This window comes from Nocardioides sp. YJ-D4, from assembly GCF_054031495.1.
Genome location: NZ_CM132932.1, coordinates 3,679,475 through 3,699,894, shown reverse-complemented (window position 1 = coordinate 3,699,894; position 20,420 = coordinate 3,679,475). Strand labels below are relative to the sequence as shown.

The following is a 20,420-nucleotide window of genomic DNA, read 5'->3' as shown; positions in this document are numbered from 1 at the left end:
GGAGGAACCATGGACTGGCACGACGTCCTCGATCGGGCGATCCCGCAACCCCCACCCATACCCGCGGATCCGGCTGCCCTGGTGGCCGCCGGGAAGCGGGCCGTACGCCGTCGACAGGCCGTCGCCGCAGGCGGGACCGCCCTCCTCGTCGCGTCGGTGATCGGCCTGGGATCGGCGTACGCACCGTGGAGCGACCGGGCGGCGCCCACCCCACCGATCGCGACCCAGTCGGACGCCGACGAGGCACCCGGCGTCTACCCGACACAGCCGCCGTTGAGCGACGCCTCCCCCCTCAGGTACGACTTCGACACGAAAGAGGTCACGCTCCAGGACGGCTGGGAGGAGACCGGCCGGATCGAGCGGAAGGAGATCCGCCGACTCCTCGGACACGACTATGCCCAGCTGTTCCTCGCCGCGACCGACGGGAGGAAGACGATCTATGCGAACTTCATGAACCCGACCGAGATCGCCTACGCCGACGCGGCGCAGACCAACGGGAAGAGCCTCAGCGAGTGGGCCGAGGACGTGGCCGCGCACCACGTCAAACCCCGATGGTCGGTCGGAGGGTCGATCCGGGTCGGCGGCGGCTGGACGGTCACGCGCGAGATCGACAACCCGCTCGACTATGACCTGCCCTGGGACTCAGACGCAGCCGTCGCGGAGCGCGAGGGCATGGAGGTGTGGATCCTCTTCAGCGGCGACCGGCCGAAGGGCGGAGGCGGCGGTCAAGGCTACGGGGTGGCGTACGCCGCTCCGGGGCAGACCATCGACGGATACCTCGCTCACGAGAGAGAGCGGATCGACAGGGAGATGGCCGCGTCGGCGGGCGGATACAGCGCGAGCATGTCCGAGGCGGTCGAGTTCGGAACCGGATCGGAGCTGGTCCCGGCCGAGGACAGCGTGGAGATTCTCGAGCAGGTCGCTGACCCCGACCTCGGAGAGAAGTTCGCCGAAGGCGCCACCCGGTCCGCCGCGGCTCGGATCACCATCAAGGGGAAGGAACAGGTCGCCATCGCTCGCGAGAAGGACGGCCTCACGCTCGTCTACACCATCGAGGTGTCGGACGAACGCCGATCCGAGGACCGCAGCACACGTTCCCTCGCGGACGTCCTGGCCATCGTCAAGGCGAACGAGACCGACGAGGAGACGGGCGGGGGGTCGTTGTTCCCGTGAGCACACGTGATGAGGCATTCTCCGGGTTCGTCGCCGCACGACGCCCACATCTGCTGCGAACTGCCTATGCCTTGTGCGGCGACTGGCACCGGGCGGACGACCTGGTGCAGACGTCACTGCTGAAGCTGTACGCGTCGTGGCGCCGGGTCGAGCCGGGGTCGGAGGAGGCGTACGTCCGGACGATCCTCGTCCGCGCCCACATCGACCAGACCCGGCGGCCGTGGTGGAAGCGGGAACGCTCGGGCGACATCCCGGAGCGGCCGATGCCGGCCGCGCGGTTCGAGGAGCGGTCCGAGCTGTTCGCGGCGCTGCAGGCGCTGCCGGAGATGCAGCGCAAGGTGGTCGTCCTGCGCCACTGGCTGCAGCTGTCGGTCGCCGAGACCGCGCGCGAGCTGCGGATCAGCGAGGGCACCGTCAAGAGCCACTCCTCGCGCGGGCTCACCGCGCTGCGTACCTGCCTGGAGTCGGGAGACGCCTCCCGGACCTGACCCACCAGCAGGAGACAGAGCAAGAACGGTCGGGCGGGCATGCCTCTGACGCGCCTAGCGTCGGGGGCATGCCCAAGGTCACCTACTTCACCGCGACGTCCCTGGACGGCTACATCGCCGATGAGAACAGCTCGCTGGACTGGCTCTTCGAGACAGAGCACGGCGACGACGAGACGTCCTGGGAGCGGCTGATGGCGGAGTCGGCTGCGCTGGTGATGGGCGGCACGACGTACCGGTGGATGATCGACCACGATCCGGAGATGCTGGCCGGGCCGGAGAAGTGGCGGGAGTACTACGACGAGCGGCCGGTGTGGGTGTTCACGCACGCGACGGATCTGCCGAAGGTCCAGGGCACGCAGGTGCGGTTCGTCCAGGGCGACGTGAAGCCCGTCTACGACGAGATCGCGGCCACCGTCGACGGCGGGATCTGGCTCGTGGGCGGTGGCGACCTGGTCGGCCAGTTCGACGACGCCGGTCTGCTCGACGAGGTCGTCGCCGGGATCTGTCCGGTCACCCTGGGCGCCGGAGCGCCACTGCTCCCCCGCCGCATCACCAGCAAGCGGATGCGTGTCATCGACGTCCTGCAGACCGGCCAGCAGGTGCAGATCCGCTACCGGATCGAGAGGCGCTGAAAGCCCCCGCTGCCGCCCGGCCCCGAGGCCACGCACCCACGAAAGTGGAGCACATCCGGGCGACCCGGGAGTTAACTTTAGCGGGTCCTGTTCTCATGGATGACACCGGGTCGTAACGGGTTTACAACCACCCGAATTGACTATGCCCCGCTGGGCATCTCGCTGCGAGGATTCAGCGGGCGCTCTCGCGCCTGCGCAGAAGCCCATGACGGCTACTCCCACATGGTCAAGACGTGCGTCCGCGCGCTCCGGGACAAGCTGGGCAGCACCTACTCGAAGCGGAACCAGTCGGCGTACACCACAGCCTTCTTCGTGCCGAACGTCGAGCAGTTCAACGCCGGCCAGCGCTGGTTCCGCTGCGACGTCGTACTGCTCGGCAAGGGCACTCTCAAGAACCTGCCGACCAACCGGGCGAGGTTCCTCGAGGGCGTATCGCTCACCCAGCGGACCCGCGGCTGCCTGAGCGCGAAGTTCGTCGGGCCCTACTCGTGCCTGAGCTCGCACACCTACAAGTCGATCTCGGCCTTCAAGAAGGCCGGTACGACCTACCCGACCGCTGCCTCGTTCGAGCGGGCCGTCGGCGCCAACTGCCCGGCCCGGACGAGGGCCTACGAGGTGCCGGGCAAGTGGGAGTGGCAGACCGGCGACCACTGGGTCGTCTGCTACGAGCGGAACAGCAACTGATCCGCTGATCGGTCACGACGCGTCGATCCCCCGGGGTGCTCCCCGGGGGATCGACGCATCTACGGGCGGTCCGGTCAGCCGCGCCAGGCCTGCTCGGAGGAGAGATCGGCGTGCTGGACGACCCAGGAGTGCATCGCGATCGCCGCGGCCGCAGAGGCGTTGATGGACCGCGTCGAGCCGAACTGGGCGATCGAGAAGGTGCCGTCGACGCTCTCGCGGGCCTGCTCGGAGAGCCCCGGGCCCTCCTGCCCGAACAGGAAGCAGACCGACTTCGGCAGCTCCATGGTCTCCAGGTGGAGCGAGCCGGGCAGGTTGTCGATGCCGAGAAGGCGTACGTCTCGTTCATGGAGGTACGCCGCGAGCGCGGGCACGTCCGGGTGGTGATGGACGTGCTGGTAGCGGTCGGTGACCATCGCGCCGCGGCGGTTCCAGCGGCGGTTGCCGACGATGTGCACCTCGGCGGCCAAGAAGGCGTTGGCGGTGCGGACGATGGTGCCGATGTTGAAGTCGTGCTGCCAGTTCTCGATGGCGACATGGAAGCCGTGGCGGCGCCGGTCGAGGTCGGCGACGATCGCCTCGAGCGTCCAGTAGCGGTAACGGTCGACCACGTTGCGGCGGTCGCCGTTGGCCAGCAGCTCAGGATCCCAGTGCTCTCCCTCGGGCCATTCACCTGGCCACGGACCCACTCCGACCTCCGGCTGCCCGTGGGGCATCGGGTCGTATGGCGCTCTGGAATCAGCCTCGGACGGTCGTGTCTCGTTCATCGCCGAGTCAGAATATTCGACAACAAGAGTTGTTACCTATGGGTACCGTAGGGGCCGTGACAGGTGCGGGGAATTTTGCGCCGATGTTGGCCGGTTTGGAATGGATGAGTCCGGACTTTCTGCTGGCCACTTTCGGCGAGCCGCTCTTCTGGATCAGCCTGATCATCATCTTCATCGAGTGCGGTCTCTTCTTCCCGTTCCTCCCCGGTGACAGCCTCCTGATCGCGCTCGGAATCTTCATCGCGACCGGCAAGATCGACATCTTTCCCGGGCCTCCCGGCGTCGAGATCGTGCTCGCGATGCTCTTCTTCGTCGCGGCGGCATTCGCCGGCAACGTGACCGGCTATGAGATCGGCCGAAAGATCGGTCCGCGGCTCTATGAACGCGACGGCCGCTTCATCAAAAAGAGGCATTTCGACCAGACCCGTGAGTTCTTCGACAAGCACGGCAACAAGGCGTTGGTGATCGGCCGGTTCATCGCTTTCGTACGCACCTATGTCACCGTCGTCGCCGGAGTCACCCACATGGACCGGCGACGGTTCTATTTCTGGAGCCTCGTCGGCGGCGTGCTGTGGGTGCTCGCGGTGACGCTGTTCGGCTTCTTCGTCGGATCCCGCTGGCCCTGGCTGGCCGACAACATCGACTACCTGATCCTGCTGCTCTTCGCGCTCGCGTTCCTGCCCGCGATGGTGGAGTGGTGGCGCCGGCGGCGTACGGCCTCCCGGCTCGCCGGGGACCTCGACCACGACGGTCACGCGGACCGCGACATCCTCGGCTTGGCCGTGCCGCCGCGCACGCCGGCGGACGACGACGCCGACACCCGGGCGGACCACTAGCGCGTCAGGCGCCCTCGGGCGAGTCGCTCCAGAGCTTCCTCGATCACCTCGCGCTGCTTGGTGAAGGTCCACCTGACCAGCTGCTTCCCGGCGTCGGTGTCGTAGAACCCCTGCAACGGGATGGCCACGACGCCGGCCCGCTCGGGCAGCGCCCGGCAGAACTCCAGCCCGTCGTCCCAGCCGAGATCGGTGATGTCGGAGACGGCGAAGTAGGTGCCCTCCGGGATCGTCACGTCCAGGCCGATCCGCTTCAGCCCGTCGCAGAGCAGGTCGCGCCGACCCTGCAGGTCGAGGGCGAGCTCCTTGGGCCAGTGGTCGAGATGCTCGAGTGCGTACGCAGCGGCCGGCTGCAGCGGGGCACCGGAGGTGAACGTCAGCCACTGCTTGGCGCCCAGCAGCGCCTGGACCAGGTGCTCGGGGCCGGTCGCCCAGCCGACCTTCCAGCCGGTGAAGGAGTAGGACTTGCCGATGCTCGACAGGGTCAGGGTGCGCTCGCGCATCCCGGGGAGCGTCGCGATCGGGATGTGTGGCGTCCCGTCGAAGGTCAGGTGCTCGTAGACCTCGTCGGAGACCACCGTCAGGTCGTGCTCGACCGCGAAGGCGGCGACCGTCTCCAGCTCCTCACGGGTGAGCACCGTGCCGGTCGGGTTGTGCGGGGAGTTGAGCAGCAGCACCTTCGTCTTCGGTGAGACAGCGGCCTCCAGCGCCTCGCGCGGGAGCCTCCCGCCCGCCGCGGACGCGTCCAGGCTCAACGTCACCGGGCGACGTACGCCGCCTGCGAACTGCACCATGGCCGGGTAGCTGTCGTAGTAGGGCTCGACGAGGATCACCTCGTCGCCCGGGTCGACCAGGGCAAGGATCGCCGCCGCGATCCCCTCGGTGGCGCCGGTGGTCACCGCGACCTCGCGCGCCGGGTCGAAGGTCAGGCCGTAGTGGCGTTCCTGGTGGGCCGCGACCGCCTCACGCAGCGCCGGGATACCCGGGCCGGGGGCGTACTGGTTCCGTCCGCCTTCGAGGGCAGCGACGGCTTCTTTGATGATCTCGTCGGGTCCGTCCACGTCCGGGAAGCCCTGGCCGAGGTTGACCGCGCCGGTGGCGGCGGCCAGGGCGGACATCTCGGAGAAGATCGTCGGCGGGATGCCGTGGAGTCGTCGCGCGGTCATGCCGCCGCCTCCGTAGGGCAAGACGAAGAATACGGACGCTGCGGCCTGACGCCTATGGTCGTTCGCTGGCGCTCACTCATAAGACTTAGGCTAGGGGCCGTGACAACCGACGCTGCCCTTGCTGCCGACATCGACGCCACCTGCCGCCTGCACGGGGAGTTCACGCTCCGCTCGGGGCAGGTCAGCGACACCTACTTCGACAAGTACCTCTTCGAGGCGAACCCGGCTCTGCTGGACCGCGTCGCAGCACGGATGGTCGAGCTGCTTCCTGAAGGGACCGAGCTGCTCGGTGGCCTCGAGCTCGGTGGCATCCCGATCGTGACCATGGTGTCGGCCAAGACCGGCATCCCGGCGATCTTCATCCGGAAGAAGGCCAAGGAGTACGGCACCGCCAAGCTCGCCGAGGGCCCGTCCTTCGAGGGCAAGCGCGTGACCCTGATCGAGGACGTGATCACCTCCGGTGGTGCCGTTCGCGACGCCGTCAACGCGCTCCGTCCGCTTGGTGCGGTCGTGGACACTGTGGTGTGTGCGATCGACCGGTCGCCCGAGCCCGGTGAGTCGCTGCGTGATGTCTCGCTCGAGATCCGCTCCGTGCTGACCCGCGCCGACCTGGACGCGGTCAACGCGGCCTCCTAGGGGATCCACAGCTCAGGTCGCTAGGCTTCGGCCGCCCCGGCCCACCCACACACTTCGAAGAGAGCATCATGATCCTCACCGCCACCCAGCCCGAGGAGCTCACCGGCGTCGCCGGCTGGGCGGTCGACCTGATGGACAAGCTCGGCCCGGTGGGTGCGGGGCTCGGCATCGCGCTGGAGAACCTCTTCCCGCCGCTGCCCTCGGAGATCATCCTGCCGCTGGCCGGTTTCACCGCCGCGCAGGGCCGCTTCACGATCGCCGAGGCGCTGATCTGGACCACGCTCGGCTCGGTCGTCGGCGCGCTCGTGCTCTACCTGATCGGTGCCGCCATCGGCCGGGAGCGGGTCTACTGGGTCGGCGAGAAGCTGCCGCTGGTCAAGACCTCCGACCTGGAGAAGACCGAGGCGTTCTTCGAGAAGTACGGCGCCTGGACGGTCTTCTTCGGCCGCTTCATCCCGATCTTCCGGTCGCTGATCTCGGTGCCGGCCGGGGTCACCAGGATGCCGATCTGGAAGTTCCTGCTCCTCACCACCGTCGGCTCGGCGATCTGGAACACCATCTTCGTCGTCGCCGGCTACCAGCTCGGCGACAACTGGGAGAAGGTCGAGCCGATCGTCGGCCGCTTCCAGAACATCGTCATCCTGGTCGTCGCGGTCGCGGTGGTCGCCTGGATCGGCCTGCGCGTCTACAAGATCGTGCGCGGATCCGACAACGGGGCCAAGGACGACTCGCTCGTCTCCTGACCCCGCTGCCGGGATCGGCGTCAGTCGGTGAGCTCCTTCATCTGGACGTTGCGGTAGTAGACGGTCTCGCCACCGCCGTGGTTCTGCATGCCCACGAAGCCGGCCAGGTCGCGGGCGGGATCGGTGCTGGTGAAGTCGTTCACCAGCTTCCCGTTGAGGAAGATCTTGACGTTCGATCCCTCGACGCGGATGTCGTACGAGTTCCACGACCCGACCGGCTCGAGCGCGGCCGAGATGGCCTCCGGATCGGCTCCCTGGAAGGTGTAGATGGCGCCGGTGGTGCGGTCCGGGGCATCGCTGGCGTCGATCTGGACCTCGTAGCCCTGGTTGACCGCGACCCACGGGTCGTTGCCGGGGTTCGGGAAGCCGATGAAGACACCGCCGTTGTCATCGCGGACCAGCTTCCAGTCCAGCCTCAGGCTGTACTCGCTGAACTCCTTCTCGGCGTACCACAGCAGGCCCAGGCCGTTGGTCGTACGCAGGGAGCAGTCGTCCTGCCGGCCGAACGATCCCGGTCCGGCCATCCGCCACGAGGCCAGTGAGCTCAGGGTGCCGTCGAAGAGCGACGTGTAGCCCGGTGCGGGTCGCTGCGGCGTACAGATGTCCTCGCCGCCGCCGACCTTGAGGGAGTCGAAGTTGACGTTCCCCTCGTCGCCCTGGTCATAGCGCAGGGTGATCCGGTTGACCCCGGCCTTCAGCCGCATCGACCGGGCCGCGGTGCCCCAGGTCTGCCAGTCGCCGGTGGACTCCAGCGCCCATGGCTCGACCTCGGTGCCGTTGAGGTAGACCGAGACCCGCTTGGTGCCGGGCGCCGGGTCGGGGCCGTTGGCGTAGCGCAGCCGGACCGGGTACGTCCCGGCTCGAGCGACCTCGGCGTCGAAGGTCACCGAGGCGCCGACGTTGCCGAAGCCGTCGACGAACCCGGAACCGGAGTAGCCGTTGTGCTCGACCGCGACGTTGGCGCTGCCGCGCAGGGTCGCCTGCTCCGCCTCGAGGTAGTTGCGATCGGCCGGCGAGACGTACCCGGGGATCTCGTTGAGGGTGTACCAGGCCTCGGTGTTCCACAGCTCGTCGCCACCGGCGGACGTGAACGGCCGCGGCGAGCGCAGGTGCACCACGCGGCCCTCCTCCAGGCCGTCCACGGTGAGGGTCACCGAGGTGCGGTCGTCGGACACCGTGGCCCGGGAGACGAACAGCGGTCGCTCGTCGACCTTCGGACCGCCGTACGTCGGCCGCGGCGCGTAGCGCCAGTGGGTCATCCGGAACGCGGCGTTCGGGTCCGCGGCGATCTTGTCGACCGTCTCCTGGGACAGCGGCTGGGTGTACCGGATCTTGAAGCCGTTCTTGGTGGCGCGCATCTGGTGCATGTCGAACGCCTTGCCGTCGGTCGGGCTCATCCGCTGCAGTCCGTAGCGGAGCTTGCCCGGCTCGCTCCAGTTGCCGGCCTCGCCGATGCCGCCCACGTAGATCGATCCGTCGGGGCCGAGCAGGGTGCGGTTCACGCCCGCCTCGAGGCCGGCGGACCAGCGGAAGACCGCGCCCTGGTACTCGCCCTCGACCTTCTCCAGGAAGCCGCGCTGCAGGCCGCCGTAGGTGACGTCACCGAAGAGCATCTGACCGGCGTACGCACCCTTCTCCAGCATCATCGGGCTGCTCGGAGAGTTGCCGATCTCGCCCTGCGGCACCCACAGGGCCGGGCCAGTGACGGGCTTGTCGTCGAACGGGCCGGACGGGTTGGTGTAGTGGTTGAAGAACCTTCCGGGCTTGACGTGCACCAGCTTGGAGCTGGGCAGCCAGGCGCCTTGGTTGTCCATCACGAACAGGTCGCCGCCGGGCCCGCGCATCATCCCGTTGGGCGTACGCAGCCCGCCGGCGAGGTAGGTGACCTCACCGGTGTCGCGGTCGATCTTCAGCGTCGTGCCGCGGTTGCGCGCCGGCTGCGGGTCGGTGGTCGCGCCGCCGAAGTTGATGGCGACGGACAGGTTGACGTAGAAGCTCTCCTTGTCGTGGAGGAGGCCGAAGGCGAACTCGTGGAAGTTCTCACCGAAGGGCCACTCCGCGACCTTCCGGTGCTGGTCGTAGAAGCCGTCTCCGTCGGGGTCGGTCAGCTCGGTGAGCTGGTCGCGCTCGGAGACGAAGATCGACTTGCCGATGACGGCGACGCCCATCGGGTTGAACAGGTCGGTCGCGACCTTCTCCACCGTGACGTCCTCGGGCCCGGTGGCGGTGCGGGGGTTGCTGAGCAGGAAGATCTCGCCCGGCTCGGGGTCCTCGACCCAGCCTGAGGGGCTCACCGACCCGGAGGTCACCACGGCGAGCCGGCCGTCCGCGGCCCAGTCCATCGCGGCCACCATCGGCTCGAAGCCCTCCGGCCGCAGGTCGGTCAGGTCGTACGCCGGGTGGACGCTGTCCAGCTGCATGCCGTCACCGGCGGTGTCGTCCTGTCCCTCGCAGTACTTCGTGCCGGGCGCGGTCACGCGCACCACCCCGGCCTCGGTGCTCAGGACCTCGGTCGGCACCAATGCGAAGTCAGCGGCACCCGGCGGGCGCCACTGCAGGCGCAACACCTCGCCGCCGCCGTCCTCGAAGTGCTCCACGCGCAGGTCGTGGTAGCCCTCGCTCAGGGTGACGGTGCCGTCCTTGGCGGTCTCCCCGTGGAGGCCGTCGTGGTCGATGACCTCTTCGCCGTCGATGACCAGCCGGGAGCCGTCGTCGCTGATCAGCCGGAAGTCGTAGGACCCGGCGGTGGCGATGTTCAGGTTGGCCAGCGCGTGGGAGATGAACCGGTCGGCGAGGCCGAAGTCGGCGGGCGAGTCGTAGTCGATCAGCGAGGTGAGCTTGTCGACGTTGGGCGTCTGACCGGCGCGCAGCGTGCACAGCTGGTCGATGGGTCGTGCCATGTCGTAGGTGCGCAGCGTGACGCCGGGCTCCTGCGGTGGCAGGTCCGCCTGCTCAGCGGCGGTGGCCGGGCCACTGCCGAGGAGCGCGGCCACGACCGACAGGCCGGCGAGTGAGCCGAGCACGGCCCGGGACGGGGGGATATGGATCATCGGGGCCTCCACGAGGGGATGTGACGAGTGCCACACCTGAAGGTAGGGGCGCCGATGAACTTCGTCAAGAAGTTTTGGAACTTTCGCAAGTCAGTTTGCAATGTCCTGACTTGGCTGGGCTCGAGGCCGTCAGAGCTGCTGGTGCGTCGGCGGTCCTGCACCCGGCATCGACGGCGGCTGCCAGGGGTCGGCAGGCTTCTTCCGGGCGAACCAGTTGCCTGCCCTGCCGACGTACAGCATCAGCAGCGCGGCGATGATCAGCGCGGGATAGACCACCACGAAGAGCGAGAGCAGCGCGGCGACCGAGCCGACCACGGTGAGCAGGATCCGGGCCACCTTGGAGCGGAACAGCACCATGATCCCGAGCGGGATGGCGATCAGGCTGAGTACGCCGCAGACGGCGAACCAGATGATCATCGCGAGCGTCACGCCCTTGTCCGAGGACGTCGGGTCGTTGTAGTCGGCGATCCCCGCGGGCACCATGAACACCGAGATCAGCAGAGCGATCACCGACCCCACGATCGTCATGACCGACGCCGCGACCACCGTCCCCGGCCGGGTGTCGGGATCGGGCTGCGGATAGTGAGGGCGAAGGTACGCCGGGGGCTGCTGACCCATCGCGTACTGGCCGTAGGCCGGGGGCGCCTGGCCCCATCCCTGGGGCTGCTGCGGCTGCGTCGGCTGCGGGGCGGCGTACGGCTGGGGTGTGGCGTACGGCGTCGGGGGCGGCGGCTCCTGCCCCTCGAACGGCGGCTTGCCGCCGTAGGGGTTGTCGAAGGAGCCGAACTGATCTGACATGCCGCGGAGCCTATCCGGCCCGCGGTGTCACCTGTTGCGGAACCACGCGGCGACCTCGGGTCGCAGCAGGAACGAGAAGGTCGCGACCGCGGCGCCGAAGATGACCACCGCCGGCGGGAACGCGAGAGCGAAGAGGAGCAGCGAGAGCGCCGACACGCCTGCGGAGATCATCAACGCGACCCGGGCCCAGGAGTGGCGGCGGATCGCGAAGGCGGCGAACACGGCGGCGGCGACGCAGACGAGCGCGACCAGCACGGCCGTGATCCAGACCGAGGCGACGATGATGTCGGTGGTGTAGAGCCCCGCCATCTCCCGCATCCTCGGGTCGCTCTCCGCCTGCTTGCGCACCTGCTCGAGGATCAGGTCGGGGTTGGCGGTCGCGGTCACCGCGGAAGCGAGCATCATCAGCGCGGTCAACCCGGAGCCGATCCAGGTGAGCACCGCCGCCGCCGTCACGGCGCCCGGACGGCGCTTGGGCGCTGCCTTGGCGGGCTGGGCGATCGCGCCGGTCCACGGCGGCGGCTGCTGCTGTGAGAGCCGAGCCGGTCCGGAGGTCGAGCCGGTGGTCGATGCTGTCGGGGCGGACGACGCGGTCGAGGCCTCTGACGGAGCCGGCGCGACGTACGACTTCTGGTCGGGATCGCCACTGTCGAGCGCCTCCCGCTTCGTCGGTGAGACGCCGTCGAACCAGTCGCGGGTGGGCGACATCCACAGGAGTACGACAGCCACCGCGGACAGCGTGGACCAGAACCCTCCGCCGAACATGCCGGCGAAGAAGAGCGGCGCCGCGATGACCGTGAGCGCGAGCCGGGCCTGCTTGTTGCGCTGCAGCACATGCCAGCCGAGGATCACCGCCGCTGCCGCCATGGCACCGGTGACCAGTGCCATCACGTGCATCAGATCGAGGACGTTGTCGAGGCCGATCCCCGAGCCGGCCAGCGGCGGCTCGGCCAGCACCTCCTCCACCCGCTCCCGGGTGTCCAGGCTGCGCAGCCCGGAGATCTGGTCCCAGGCCGTCACCACGGTGAGCAGTGAGCCGAGCACGATGAGCCACCCGGCGAGGGTGGCCTGACCGGGGCGGGGAAGCTTCGTTTCAGACATGTCGGGAATCATTTTCTCATCCCTGCCAACCCCACCCGCCGAGAGGGCGGCCGCGTCGGCCGACGCGAGCGCCTATTCGGCGCGAAGGCGGTCGAAGGCCTTGGGAGCGGTGAGAGTCGGAAGGGCCTCGGCGATCTCCTTCGCGCACGCGGCCGGGGTCGCGGTGGTGGAGTCGACGCGGATGTCGTACGGGTGCGAGTAGACCAGGGTCTGCGACCGGGCGAGGCCGGCGGGCCGGTCGCCGCGGGCGGCCTCCCGGCGTTCGAGCTCCTCGGGCGAGCACCAGACCTCGACGAGGGTGACGTCGTAGCCGTCGAGCACCTCGAGCAGGTCCTCGAGCCGCCAGGTCTCGCTGAGCGGGTAGTCCATGATCACGTCGTTGCCGACCGACGCCAGAGCCGCGACCGTGCGGTGGTAGCCCAGCCGGGTCCGCCGCAGCATCTCGGCGATCCCGGCGTCGTCGAACTCCCGCGTATGGACCGTCGACCGCATCCCGCTGATCCCATCGACCGGCACGAAGAACCACGGGTCCTCGAGCAGCGGCAGCAGCTCCTGTCCGATGCTGCTCTTGCCCGAGCTCGACGCCCCGTTGAGCAGGATGATCCGACCGTTGCGCATGCGGTCAACCTACTGGCCATGGCTCAAGCCGCGTCGAGGTGATCCTCGGGCTTCTCACCCAGGTCACGCAGCGCCTGCACCAGGGCACGGCGGGCCTTTCGGGCAGAGCGGCCGTACGGGATGACGACGACCGATACGTCACCGTCCGTGAGCCAGAGACCGGCACTGACGTCGTCGCCACCCAGATATCGAATCCAGATTCCCTCCCGAGTGACCTCCAACCGCCTCCGGTTCAGGACGATGTCGGCAGCCTCGGCATCCTTGCCCCACACCTCCAGCCGGTCCGGCAGCACGATCACTGCCGCAGTCTGCAGCCACCCCGACCTCAGCTTCACGACCTTCCCGACACGATCGTCGACGGTCACTTCGGCAGCCTCACCGACAACGGTCGGGATGCCAGGAAACATCTCTTCGAACTGCGCCACGAACCTCCGCATCGACCGATCTGCGCGGGTCGCGATCGCCCAGATCACCAACGGCGGGCCGATCCAGACCGCGATGAGGAAGTAGCCGACGTCGTCGTACGCCCGGGCGAGTCCATCCAACACCTGGTCCAGCATTTCGCGCCTCCGACTCGTACCGGGCCTCGATCATCCCGCCGAGAATGCAGTTGTGGGCGACGAAACGGCAGTTTCGTCGCCCACAACTACGGATTCGGCCCGCCAGAACTACGGTTTCGGGCGGCGGTGGTCAGACCTTCAGGGTGAGGCCGTCGCCGTCGCGGTCGACGGTGACCTGGCCACCGTCGGACACCTCGCCGCCGATGAGCATCCTGGCGAGAGGGTCGCCGATGGCGGACTGGATGAGGCGGCGCAGCGGCCGGGCACCGTACGCCGGGTCGTAACCGGTCTCGGCGAGCCACTCCCGAGCCTGCGTAGTGACGGAGATCGAGATGCGGCGGGCGGCCAGACGCTTCTCGAGCAGACCGAGCTGGATGTCGACGATCTTGGTGAGATCGGCCAGCGAGAGGGCGTCGAACATGACGACCTCGTCGAGGCGGTTGAGGAACTCGGGCTTGAACGACGCCCGGACCACCGCCATGACCGACTCGCGCTTCTCGTGCTCGTCCATGACCGGGTCGACAAGGAAGGCCGAGCCGAGGTTGGAGGTGAGGATGAGGACCGTGTTGCGGAAGTCGACCGTGCGGCCCTGGCCGTCAGTCAGGCGCCCGTCGTCGAGCACCTGCAGCAGGATGTCGAAGACCTCGGGGTGTGCCTTCTCGACCTCGTCGAGCAGCACCACCGAGTAGGGGCGGCGGCGCACCGCCTCGGTCAGCTGACCACCCTCCTCGTAGCCGACGTAGCCCGGAGGCGCTCCGACCAGACGGGCGACCGAGTGCTTCTCGGAGTACTCGGACATGTCGATGCGTACGATCGCTCGCTCGTCGTCGAAGAGGAAGTCGGCGAGCGACTTGGCGAGCTCGGTCTTACCGGTGCCGGTCGGGCCCAGGAACAGGAACGAGCCGGTGGGGCGGTTGGGGTCGGCGATGCCCGCACGAGAGCGCCGGACGGCGTCGGCAACGGCCGTGACCGCGGACTTCTGCCCGATCAGGCGCCGTCCGATGACGGACTCCATCTCGAGCAGCTTGGCCTGCTCACCCTGGAGCATCTTGCCGGTCGGGATGCCGGTCCAGGCCTCGACCACCTCGGCGATCTGCTGGGCAGCGACCTCCTCGCCGACCAGCCGGTCGGCGACCTCGCCCCCGTCCTCGGCCTCGGCGGCCTCGGCGATCTGCCGCTCCAGCTCCGGGATGCGACCGTAGAGGATCTCCGAGGCCTCCCCCAGCGAACCCTCCCGCTGGAGCCGCTCGGCCTCGCTGCGCAGCGCGTCGAGCTGCTTGCGCAGGGCACCCTCACCCTCGAGAGAGGCCTTCTCCTGCTCCCAGCGCGCCTCCAGCCCGCGCAGCTCCTCCTCCTTGTCGGCGAGCTCCTTGCGCAGCGCCGCGTGACGCTCGAGCGAGGCGTCGTCGGACTCCTTGGAGAGCGCGAACTCCTCCATCTTCAGCCGGTCGACGGCGCGCCGGAGCTGGTCGATCTCCTCCGGAGACGACTCGATCTCCATCCGCAGCCGGGAGGCGGCCTCGTCGATCAGGTCGATCGCCTTGTCGGGCAGCTGCCGGCCGGTGATGTAGCGGTCGGACAGGGTCGCGGCGGCCACCAGGGCGGCATCGGTGATGCGGACACCGTGGTGCGCCTCGTACTTCTCCTGGATGCCGCGCAGGATCTGCACGGTGTCCTCGACCGACGGCTCGCCGACGAAGACCTGCTGGAACCGGCGCTCCAGGGCCGGGTCCTTCTCGATGCGCTCGCGGTATTCGTCGAGCGTGGTCGCACCGATCATGTGCAGCTCACCACGCGCGAGCATCGGCTTGAGCATGTTGCCGGCGTCCATCGCGGAGTCGCCGCCGGCGCCCGTGCCGACGACGGTGTGGAGCTCGTCGATGAAGGTGATGACCTGGCCCTCGGCGGCCTTGATCTCCTCCAGGACGGCCTTGAGCCGCTCCTCGAACTGGCCGCGGTACTGCGCACCGGCGACCATCGCCGCCAGGTCGAGGGACAGGAGACGGCGACCCTTCAGCGAGTCGGGTACGTCGCCCGCGATGATCCGCTGGGCGAGCCCTTCGACGACGGCCGTCTTGCCGACGCCGGGCTCGCCGATGAGGACCGGGTTGTTCTTCGTACGCCGCGAGAGCACCTGGATGACGCGGCGGATCTCGGAGTCGCGACCGATGACCGGGTCGAGCTTGCCGCGCTCGGCGGCCTCGGTGAGGTCCTGGGAGTACTTCTCGAGCGCCTCGTAGGAGTCCTCGGCGTCCTGGCTCGTCACCCGGCGGTTGCCGCGGACCGCCTTCAGCGTCTCGCGCAGCCCTTTCTCGGTGAGCCCGGCGCTCTTGAGCACCTTCTGCGCCGACGACTCGACCGTGGCCAGCGAGATCAGCAGGTGCTCGGTGGCGGCGTAGTCGTCCTTCAAGGAGGTGGCCAGGGTGATCGCGCCGGCCAGGACCCGGGTCAGCCCACCCGAGGCAGCGGGCTGCTGCACCGTGGACCCGCTGGCGCGCGGGAGACCGGCGAGATCGGCGGCCGCCGCTCGCGACAGCTCCTCGGCGTCCACACCGGACTTGGTGACCATCGACGTCGCGGTGCCCTCGTCCTGCTGGAGCAGTGCGACAAGCAGGTGGATCGGCTCGGTCGTGGTGTTGCCCGCCGTCGTGGCGGAGAGTTGCGCGGCCTCGATGGCCTCGCGAGCCTTGGTGGTGAACTTGTCTGCCGAAAACTGGCTCATCTGTCTCTGCTCTCCTCCTGGGGATGCACCTGAGTCTGCCGCGAGTGCCTGTCACCCGCATCTATCTCAACACAACCAAAGTTGAGTCTGTTCCACTCAACTTTGACTTTTATATAGTGCGGCGCCGGCACAAACGAATCGGGCACACTCCTCACATGGACTCCCCAGGCGCGGTACGCGAGCAGCTCGCCGCGCGGCAGCGCGAGGTCCTCGACGACCTGCTGGCGGGACGTACGCCGCCGGGGTTCGACCCCGCCGGGACCACCGCGACCACGCGGGTCCTCCACCACAAGCGCTCCTCGGCCGCCGAGCACGCCGCCCCCGAGCTCGACCTGCTCCCGGACTGGCGCGCCCGCTTCCATGTCTGGGCCGCGCAGCACCCGCAGCAGGGCTGCGCCCACGATGACGTACGCGACTTCCTGACCACCATCGGCGCCGACTGGCTCCGGCTGCACGAGGTCTACGAAGGCCGTCGGCAGTGGGCACTCACCCGGATCGCCGGGCGCCGGGTGCTCACCATCGGTCTCGGCTCACAGATCTGGCACCTCAGCCGCCGCACCTGGAAACGGAGCTTCACATGGAAATCCTGATCATCCTCGGGGTCCTCGGCCTGGTCATCTACCTACTGTTCGAGCCCGGTCTCAAGAGGCGTCGCAACCGCCGCCGAGGTCCCCGTAGACGGGGCGGCGGCAGCTCCGGCTCGAGTTCGTGCGGCTCCACCTACGACTCCGGCAACAACCACTTCTGCAACTCCTCCTGCGGCTCGAGCTGCGGCGGCGGAGGCGGCGGCGACTGACGCCTCCCCTGCCGAGTCGGCTCGTCCTGACCGAGATCCGCGTCGAGTCGGCTCGTCACAACGAGCCGACTCGGCATCAGAAGAGGTCGAGGGCGGTCACCTTCCACTGGCCGTCGACCTTCGCGGCCTCGACTGCGATCTGCGCTGCGGAGATGGACGACTCCTTGTCGGTGGATCGCTGGGAGGCCTGGTCCAGGAAGACCAGGAGCTCGGCGGAGTCGGCGTCGAGGGACTTGACCGCGGCGACCTGGACCTCGGCGCTGAGCACGAGCTTCTGGCCGGGGGCCTTCTCCTGGAGCTGCTTGAAGAGGAGGTCGTACTCCTTGCGGGCGTCGCCGGCGAGGAACTCATCAGCGGCGGCAGCAGTCGGACCGGGATCGGAGAAGTCGTAGGAGAAGACCTGGAGCAGGCCGGTGGTGACGGCCGACTGCACCTCGGTGGTGGCCTCGGCGTCGACGACGGCGCGGTTGCCGACGTGGTCGGTCCTGCGCTCCCGGTCGGCCTGCCAGAACGCTCCCAGTCCCAGGATCAGGGCGAGCGCGGCGAGGAACGGTGCCCAGCGACGTACGAGAGAAGTGCTCATGACATGTTCACCGCTACCTGCTCGAGGCTCTCCAGGAGCCAGTCGTCGCCGACCTTGACCAGGTCGGCTGCGAACCTGTTGCGCTTGACCGTCGGCTCGGCGTCCTCACCGGAAGCAGAGCCGTCGCGGACCGTGATCTCGACCGCCGCGATCACGGTCGCGCTGTCGTCGTCGAGCTCGGTCACGGCCGCGTCCATCACCGAGCCGGTCGAAATCTTCTCCTGCTCGGCGAGGACCTTGCGGTCCTCCTCGGAGACGCTGGTCAGCTGATCGTGCAGGGTCCCGGTAGTGACCGCGGCCCACCCCTTCAGCCCCTCGTCCACCTTCCGGTAGTCGAGCGAGTTGAGGGTCTCGATGTGGCTGGTCGCGACGATCAGCACCCGGTCGCGCCGGGCGGCCTCGTCGACCATCTCCTGGTCGTGCCCGGTCGCACGCCACCAGGTCAGCGCGCCCGCGACCAGCACGCACAACGCCACCAGCGGGAGGGCCCAGGTGAGCACCCGGTCGCGCCTCGACGGCTGTTCGGGGACCAGCTCGACCACCGAGGCCTCCGTCCGTCTCTCCGTCGTCGTGCTCATCGCTCCCCCATCAGTCCGGCGAGCGTGGTGGGGACGCTAACCGTCCCCGGCTCGACTGTCTCGGTCTTCGTGGTTTTCGGTCGGGGCACGGCCTCGCAGCCGGCCGCGGTGTTGAACGGCTTGCCCTTGCTCAGATCGGTGCCGGCGCGCAGGTCGGTGCCCTCATAACCCGAGACGCACGGCGGCGGGTTGAAGAACGACGGCATCAGGCTCAGCCGTGGCCCGTTGGACGTGTTGATCGCCCAGCCGATGCTGACCGCCTCCGGCACGGTCACGAAGGTCGACTCGAGCGCGGCGGCGTTCGTGCCGAAGAGCGTCGCGGGCGTGACCAGGTTGCTCATCAGGATCCCGAGCGGCTGCCCGACCTCTTTGACCAGCAGCGAGATCTCGGTGGCCGTGCCGGGCGCGGCCCCGATCAGGTCGCGCAGGTCCTTGTCGGAGTCGGCAAGGGTCGAGGAGAAGAGCGCGAGGTCGTTGCTCCAGGCCTTGATACTGGTCGCCGACTCCTCCTGGGTCGCGAGCACCTGGTCGGAGTTGCGGATCAGGCTCGCCGAGACGAGGAAGTTGCGGTCGGCCTCCTGCTGGAACGAGAGCGAGGTGTCGACCAGCTTCCGCAGGTCGGACCCGGCTCCCTGGGACAGCAGGTACGACTCGTCGATCGTCGTCACCAGAGCCTCCTCGGGCACCGAGGCGACGAAGTCGCGGCCGGTCTCGATGACCTGGGAGGCGTCGTACGGCAACGCCTCCTCCCCCGCAGAGAGCCGGTCGCCCTCGGAGAGCCGGGCGGAGCCCACCGCGCCACCGCGGAGATCCAGGTACTGCTCGCCGATGGCCGACCGGTTGGCGACCTTCACGGTGACGTCCTCGGGGATGGCGGGCGCGTCGCCCTCGATCTCCAGCACCGCGCGTACGCCGTCGGAGCCCGCTTCCAAGGAGGTCACCTCGCCCACGGGCACCCCGCGGTAGGTCACCTCCGAGTTGACGAAGAGGCCGCCGCCCTCGGGCAGCGAGACGTCGACGCGGTAGGGCTCGTCGAGCAGGTCCAGGCCGACATAGCGGGCCCCGACATAGCTGGTGCCCACGAGCGCGAGGGCGACGAAGAGCCCCAGCTTGACGCGTACGCCTCCGGTGAGCCGCTGCATCATTCGCTCCCTTCCACGGAGCCGGCGTCGCTCGCCGCGCCTTCCGGCGACGTCTCGGAGGTCGCCGACCCGGACCCGGACGAAGGCTCGGTCGGTGACTCCGAGGGCGACCCGGAGGGATCTGACGGGGACGAGGACGGTGAAGACGACCCGGACTGCGACGGATCCGAGGAGGACGAGGACGACCCGGGAGCGGAGGGCAGGATCGACTCCCCCGGGATCGACGGCGAGGACGAGCCCGGCACCGGCGACGTGGTCGACGGCAGCAGTCCGGGCGGTGCGTCCGACGACCCGGACTGGGAGCTGACCGAGCCGCCGGACCCGCCTCCGACCGCCGGCTGCAGCCATTCGCAGCCCCTGGACTGGCAGCCGGCAGGAGTACGGAAGTTCGTGATCATGAACAGGTTCATGTAGTCGCCGCGGAGCGCGTTGAGCACCTCGTCGGGGAACGGGTAGGTGAAGAGGATCTCGAGCGCGTACGGCAGGTCCGAGCCGGCCTTCGCGAGCTGGTCGAGGATCGGGTCGAGCAGCTTCAGGTCGGCGACGATGTCGTCCTGGGCCTCGTCCAGGGTGCTGATGGTGACCTTGGAGAGCTTGTCGAGCGCCTCCAGCATCGCGACCAGCTGCGGACGCTGGTCGACGAGCACCTGCATGCCCGGCGAGAGCCCCTCCAGCGCTTCTGCGATCTTGGTCTTGTCCTTCTCCAGCGTGACCGCGAGCTCGTTGAGCGATTCGATCGCGGAGGTGATCGAGGCTGAGCGTGAATCGAGGACCGAGACGAACCGGTCCATCTCGGTCAGGAACGCCTTGATCTCCTCGGGCCGTCCGTCGGAGATCTGCTGCATCTCGCGGGAGATCTCCTGGAACTGCGCGATGCCGCCGCTGTTGAGCACCATCGACAGGGCTCCGAGCACCTCCTCGACCTGCGCGGCCGCCTCGGTGTCACCCCTCCCGAGGACCGCACCATCGCCCAGGGGCGAGCCTGCGACCGGCGTGGCGGGGCGGATCAGCGCGACGTACTTCTCTCCGAGCAGGGAGGTCTGCTGCAGTCGAGCCGTGGTGCCGGCTGGGAGCGAGACGTCGTCCCTGACCACCAGCGACACCCGCGCGCTGCGGCCGTCCTCGGTCAGCCGGATCTTGGAGACCCGGCCCACGGCGACGTTGTCGATCTTGACGCTGGACTGAGGGACCAGATCGAGTACGTCGCTGAACTCGGCGCTCAGCGTGATCGGATCCTCCCCCACATCCGCGCCGCCGGGCAGCGGGGCCTCGTAGACGCCTCCGCTGACGGCACCGAGGCCGCAGCCGGAGAGGGTCAGGGCGGCCGTGGCCACCAGGGCCATGAGCGGTCTC

At 68.8% G+C, this 20,420-nt stretch carries 21 protein-coding genes; 9 read left to right on the top strand and 12 right to left on the bottom strand.

Annotated elements, in window-relative coordinates; genetic code table 11:
- The first annotated feature begins 9 nt into the window (after positions 1-9).
- The 4 genes from ACW14X_RS17640 (at position 10) to ACW14X_RS17625 (ending at position 2,977) form a co-directional block, all read left to right on the top strand.
- Complete coding sequence (locus ACW14X_RS17640) at positions 10-1,173, top strand: hypothetical protein (RefSeq protein WP_457162823.1); 1,164 nt, start codon at positions 10-12, stop codon at positions 1,171-1,173.
- On the top strand, positions 1,170-1,661 hold the full coding sequence (locus ACW14X_RS17635) for a SigE family RNA polymerase sigma factor (protein ID WP_160026657.1): 492 nt from the start codon (positions 1,170-1,172) through the stop codon (positions 1,659-1,661). The genes ACW14X_RS17640 and ACW14X_RS17635 overlap by 4 nt, the downstream gene beginning before the upstream one ends.
- A gap of 68 nt (positions 1,662-1,729) precedes the next feature.
- Positions 1,730-2,293 (top strand): dihydrofolate reductase family protein, encoded by a 564-nt coding sequence (locus ACW14X_RS17630; RefSeq protein ID WP_457162822.1) that lies wholly within the window; start codon positions 1,730-1,732, stop codon positions 2,291-2,293.
- Between the two features lie 99 nt (positions 2,294-2,392).
- Positions 2,393-2,977 (top strand): septum formation family protein, encoded by a 585-nt coding sequence (locus ACW14X_RS17625; RefSeq protein WP_457162821.1) that lies wholly within the window; start codon positions 2,393-2,395, stop codon positions 2,975-2,977.
- Positions 2,978-3,051: 74 nt separating this feature from the next.
- Here ACW14X_RS17625 and ACW14X_RS17620 read toward each other — a convergent pair whose 3' ends face one another.
- Positions 3,052-3,690, bottom strand: coding sequence for a TrmH family RNA methyltransferase (locus ACW14X_RS17620; RefSeq protein WP_350844222.1), 639 nt, complete (start codon positions 3,688-3,690; stop codon positions 3,052-3,054).
- A gap of 107 nt (positions 3,691-3,797) precedes the next feature.
- On the opposite strand from ACW14X_RS17620, the gene ACW14X_RS17615 reads away from it, so the two are divergent.
- Positions 3,798-4,577, top strand: a complete 780-nt coding sequence (locus ACW14X_RS17615; RefSeq protein ID WP_457162820.1) for a DedA family protein — start codon at positions 3,798-3,800, stop codon at positions 4,575-4,577.
- On the opposite strand, the gene ACW14X_RS17610 is transcribed toward ACW14X_RS17615, so the two are convergent.
- A complete protein-coding gene (locus tag ACW14X_RS17610) occupies positions 4,574-5,740 on the bottom strand; it encodes an aminotransferase class I/II-fold pyridoxal phosphate-dependent enzyme (RefSeq protein WP_160026654.1) in 1,167 nt (388 codons plus the stop codon). The two genes, ACW14X_RS17615 and ACW14X_RS17610, sit on opposite strands and share 4 nt — an antisense overlap.
- Positions 5,741-5,839: 99 nt before the next feature.
- Here ACW14X_RS17610 and pyrE point away from each other — a divergent pair, with 99 nt between their 5' ends.
- Together pyrE and ACW14X_RS17600 are read left to right on the top strand one after the other, a co-directional pair.
- Positions 5,840-6,376 (top strand): orotate phosphoribosyltransferase, encoded by a 537-nt coding sequence (pyrE, locus tag ACW14X_RS17605; RefSeq protein WP_457162819.1) that lies wholly within the window; start codon positions 5,840-5,842, stop codon positions 6,374-6,376.
- Between the two features lie 68 nt (positions 6,377-6,444).
- The gene (locus ACW14X_RS17600) at positions 6,445-7,119 is read left to right on the top strand and encodes a DedA family protein (RefSeq protein WP_350844210.1); all 675 of its coding nucleotides are present in this window, start codon (positions 6,445-6,447) and stop codon (positions 7,117-7,119) included.
- 20 nt (positions 7,120-7,139) lie between these two features.
- Here ACW14X_RS17600 and ACW14X_RS17595 read toward each other — a convergent pair whose 3' ends face one another.
- The 6 genes from ACW14X_RS17595 to clpB all read right to left on the bottom strand — a co-directional run bounded on the left by ACW14X_RS17595 (position 7,140) and on the right by clpB (position 15,968).
- A complete protein-coding gene (locus tag ACW14X_RS17595) occupies positions 7,140-10,169 on the bottom strand; it encodes a family 16 glycoside hydrolase (protein ID WP_457162818.1) in 3,030 nt (1,009 codons plus the stop codon).
- Positions 10,170-10,298: 129 nt separating this feature from the next.
- Positions 10,299-10,967: a hypothetical protein gene (locus tag ACW14X_RS17590; RefSeq protein WP_457162817.1), complete on the bottom strand. Its 669-nt coding sequence runs from the start codon at positions 10,965-10,967 to the stop codon at positions 10,299-10,301.
- A gap of 27 nt (positions 10,968-10,994) precedes the next feature.
- Positions 10,995-12,068 carry a hypothetical protein gene (locus tag ACW14X_RS17585; protein WP_457162816.1) on the bottom strand — a complete coding sequence of 358 codons (1,074 nt, stop codon included), beginning with the start codon at positions 12,066-12,068 and terminating at the stop codon, positions 10,995-10,997.
- Positions 12,069-12,140: 72 nt separating this feature from the next.
- Positions 12,141-12,686, bottom strand: coding sequence for a chloramphenicol phosphotransferase CPT family protein (locus ACW14X_RS17580; RefSeq protein WP_457162815.1), 546 nt, complete (start codon positions 12,684-12,686; stop codon positions 12,141-12,143).
- A gap of 23 nt (positions 12,687-12,709) precedes the next feature.
- Positions 12,710-13,234: a hypothetical protein gene (locus tag ACW14X_RS17575; RefSeq protein ID WP_457162814.1), complete on the bottom strand. Its 525-nt coding sequence runs from the start codon at positions 13,232-13,234 to the stop codon at positions 12,710-12,712.
- Positions 13,235-13,376: 142 nt separating this feature from the next.
- Entirely contained in the window at positions 13,377-15,968 is a 2,592-nt protein-coding gene (gene clpB, locus ACW14X_RS17570) for an ATP-dependent chaperone ClpB (protein ID WP_457162813.1), read from the bottom strand.
- Positions 15,969-16,123: 155 nt separating this feature from the next.
- Here clpB and ACW14X_RS17565 point away from each other — a divergent pair, with 155 nt between their 5' ends.
- Positions 16,124-16,558 carry a hypothetical protein gene (locus ACW14X_RS17565; protein ID WP_457162812.1) on the top strand — a complete coding sequence of 145 codons (435 nt, stop codon included), beginning with the start codon at positions 16,124-16,126 and terminating at the stop codon, positions 16,556-16,558.
- Complete coding sequence (locus tag ACW14X_RS17560) at positions 16,546-16,764, top strand: hypothetical protein (RefSeq protein ID WP_457162811.1); 219 nt, start codon at positions 16,546-16,548, stop codon at positions 16,762-16,764. Before ACW14X_RS17565 ends, ACW14X_RS17560 begins: the two co-directional genes overlap by 13 nt.
- Positions 16,765-16,840: 76 nt before the next feature.
- Here ACW14X_RS17560 and ACW14X_RS17555 read toward each other — a convergent pair whose 3' ends face one another.
- The 4 genes from ACW14X_RS17555 to ACW14X_RS17540 are packed head-to-tail and all read right to left on the bottom strand — an operon-like array spanning position 16,841 to position 20,410.
- Entirely contained in the window at positions 16,841-17,347 is a 507-nt protein-coding gene (locus ACW14X_RS17555) for a hypothetical protein (protein WP_350844230.1), read from the bottom strand.
- Positions 17,344-17,925: a hypothetical protein gene (locus ACW14X_RS17550; RefSeq protein ID WP_457162810.1), complete on the bottom strand. Its 582-nt coding sequence runs from the start codon at positions 17,923-17,925 to the stop codon at positions 17,344-17,346. The genes ACW14X_RS17555 and ACW14X_RS17550 overlap by 4 nt, the downstream gene beginning before the upstream one ends.
- The gene (locus ACW14X_RS17545) at positions 17,922-19,067 is read right to left on the bottom strand and encodes an MlaD family protein (protein WP_457162809.1); all 1,146 of its coding nucleotides are present in this window, start codon (positions 19,065-19,067) and stop codon (positions 17,922-17,924) included. The genes ACW14X_RS17550 and ACW14X_RS17545 overlap by 4 nt, the downstream gene beginning before the upstream one ends.
- Positions 19,067-20,410, bottom strand: a complete 1,344-nt coding sequence (locus ACW14X_RS17540) for an MCE family protein (protein ID WP_457162808.1) — start codon at positions 20,408-20,410, stop codon at positions 19,067-19,069. Before ACW14X_RS17540 ends, ACW14X_RS17545 begins: the two co-directional genes overlap by 1 nt.
- Positions 20,411-20,420: the final 10 nt, after the last annotated feature.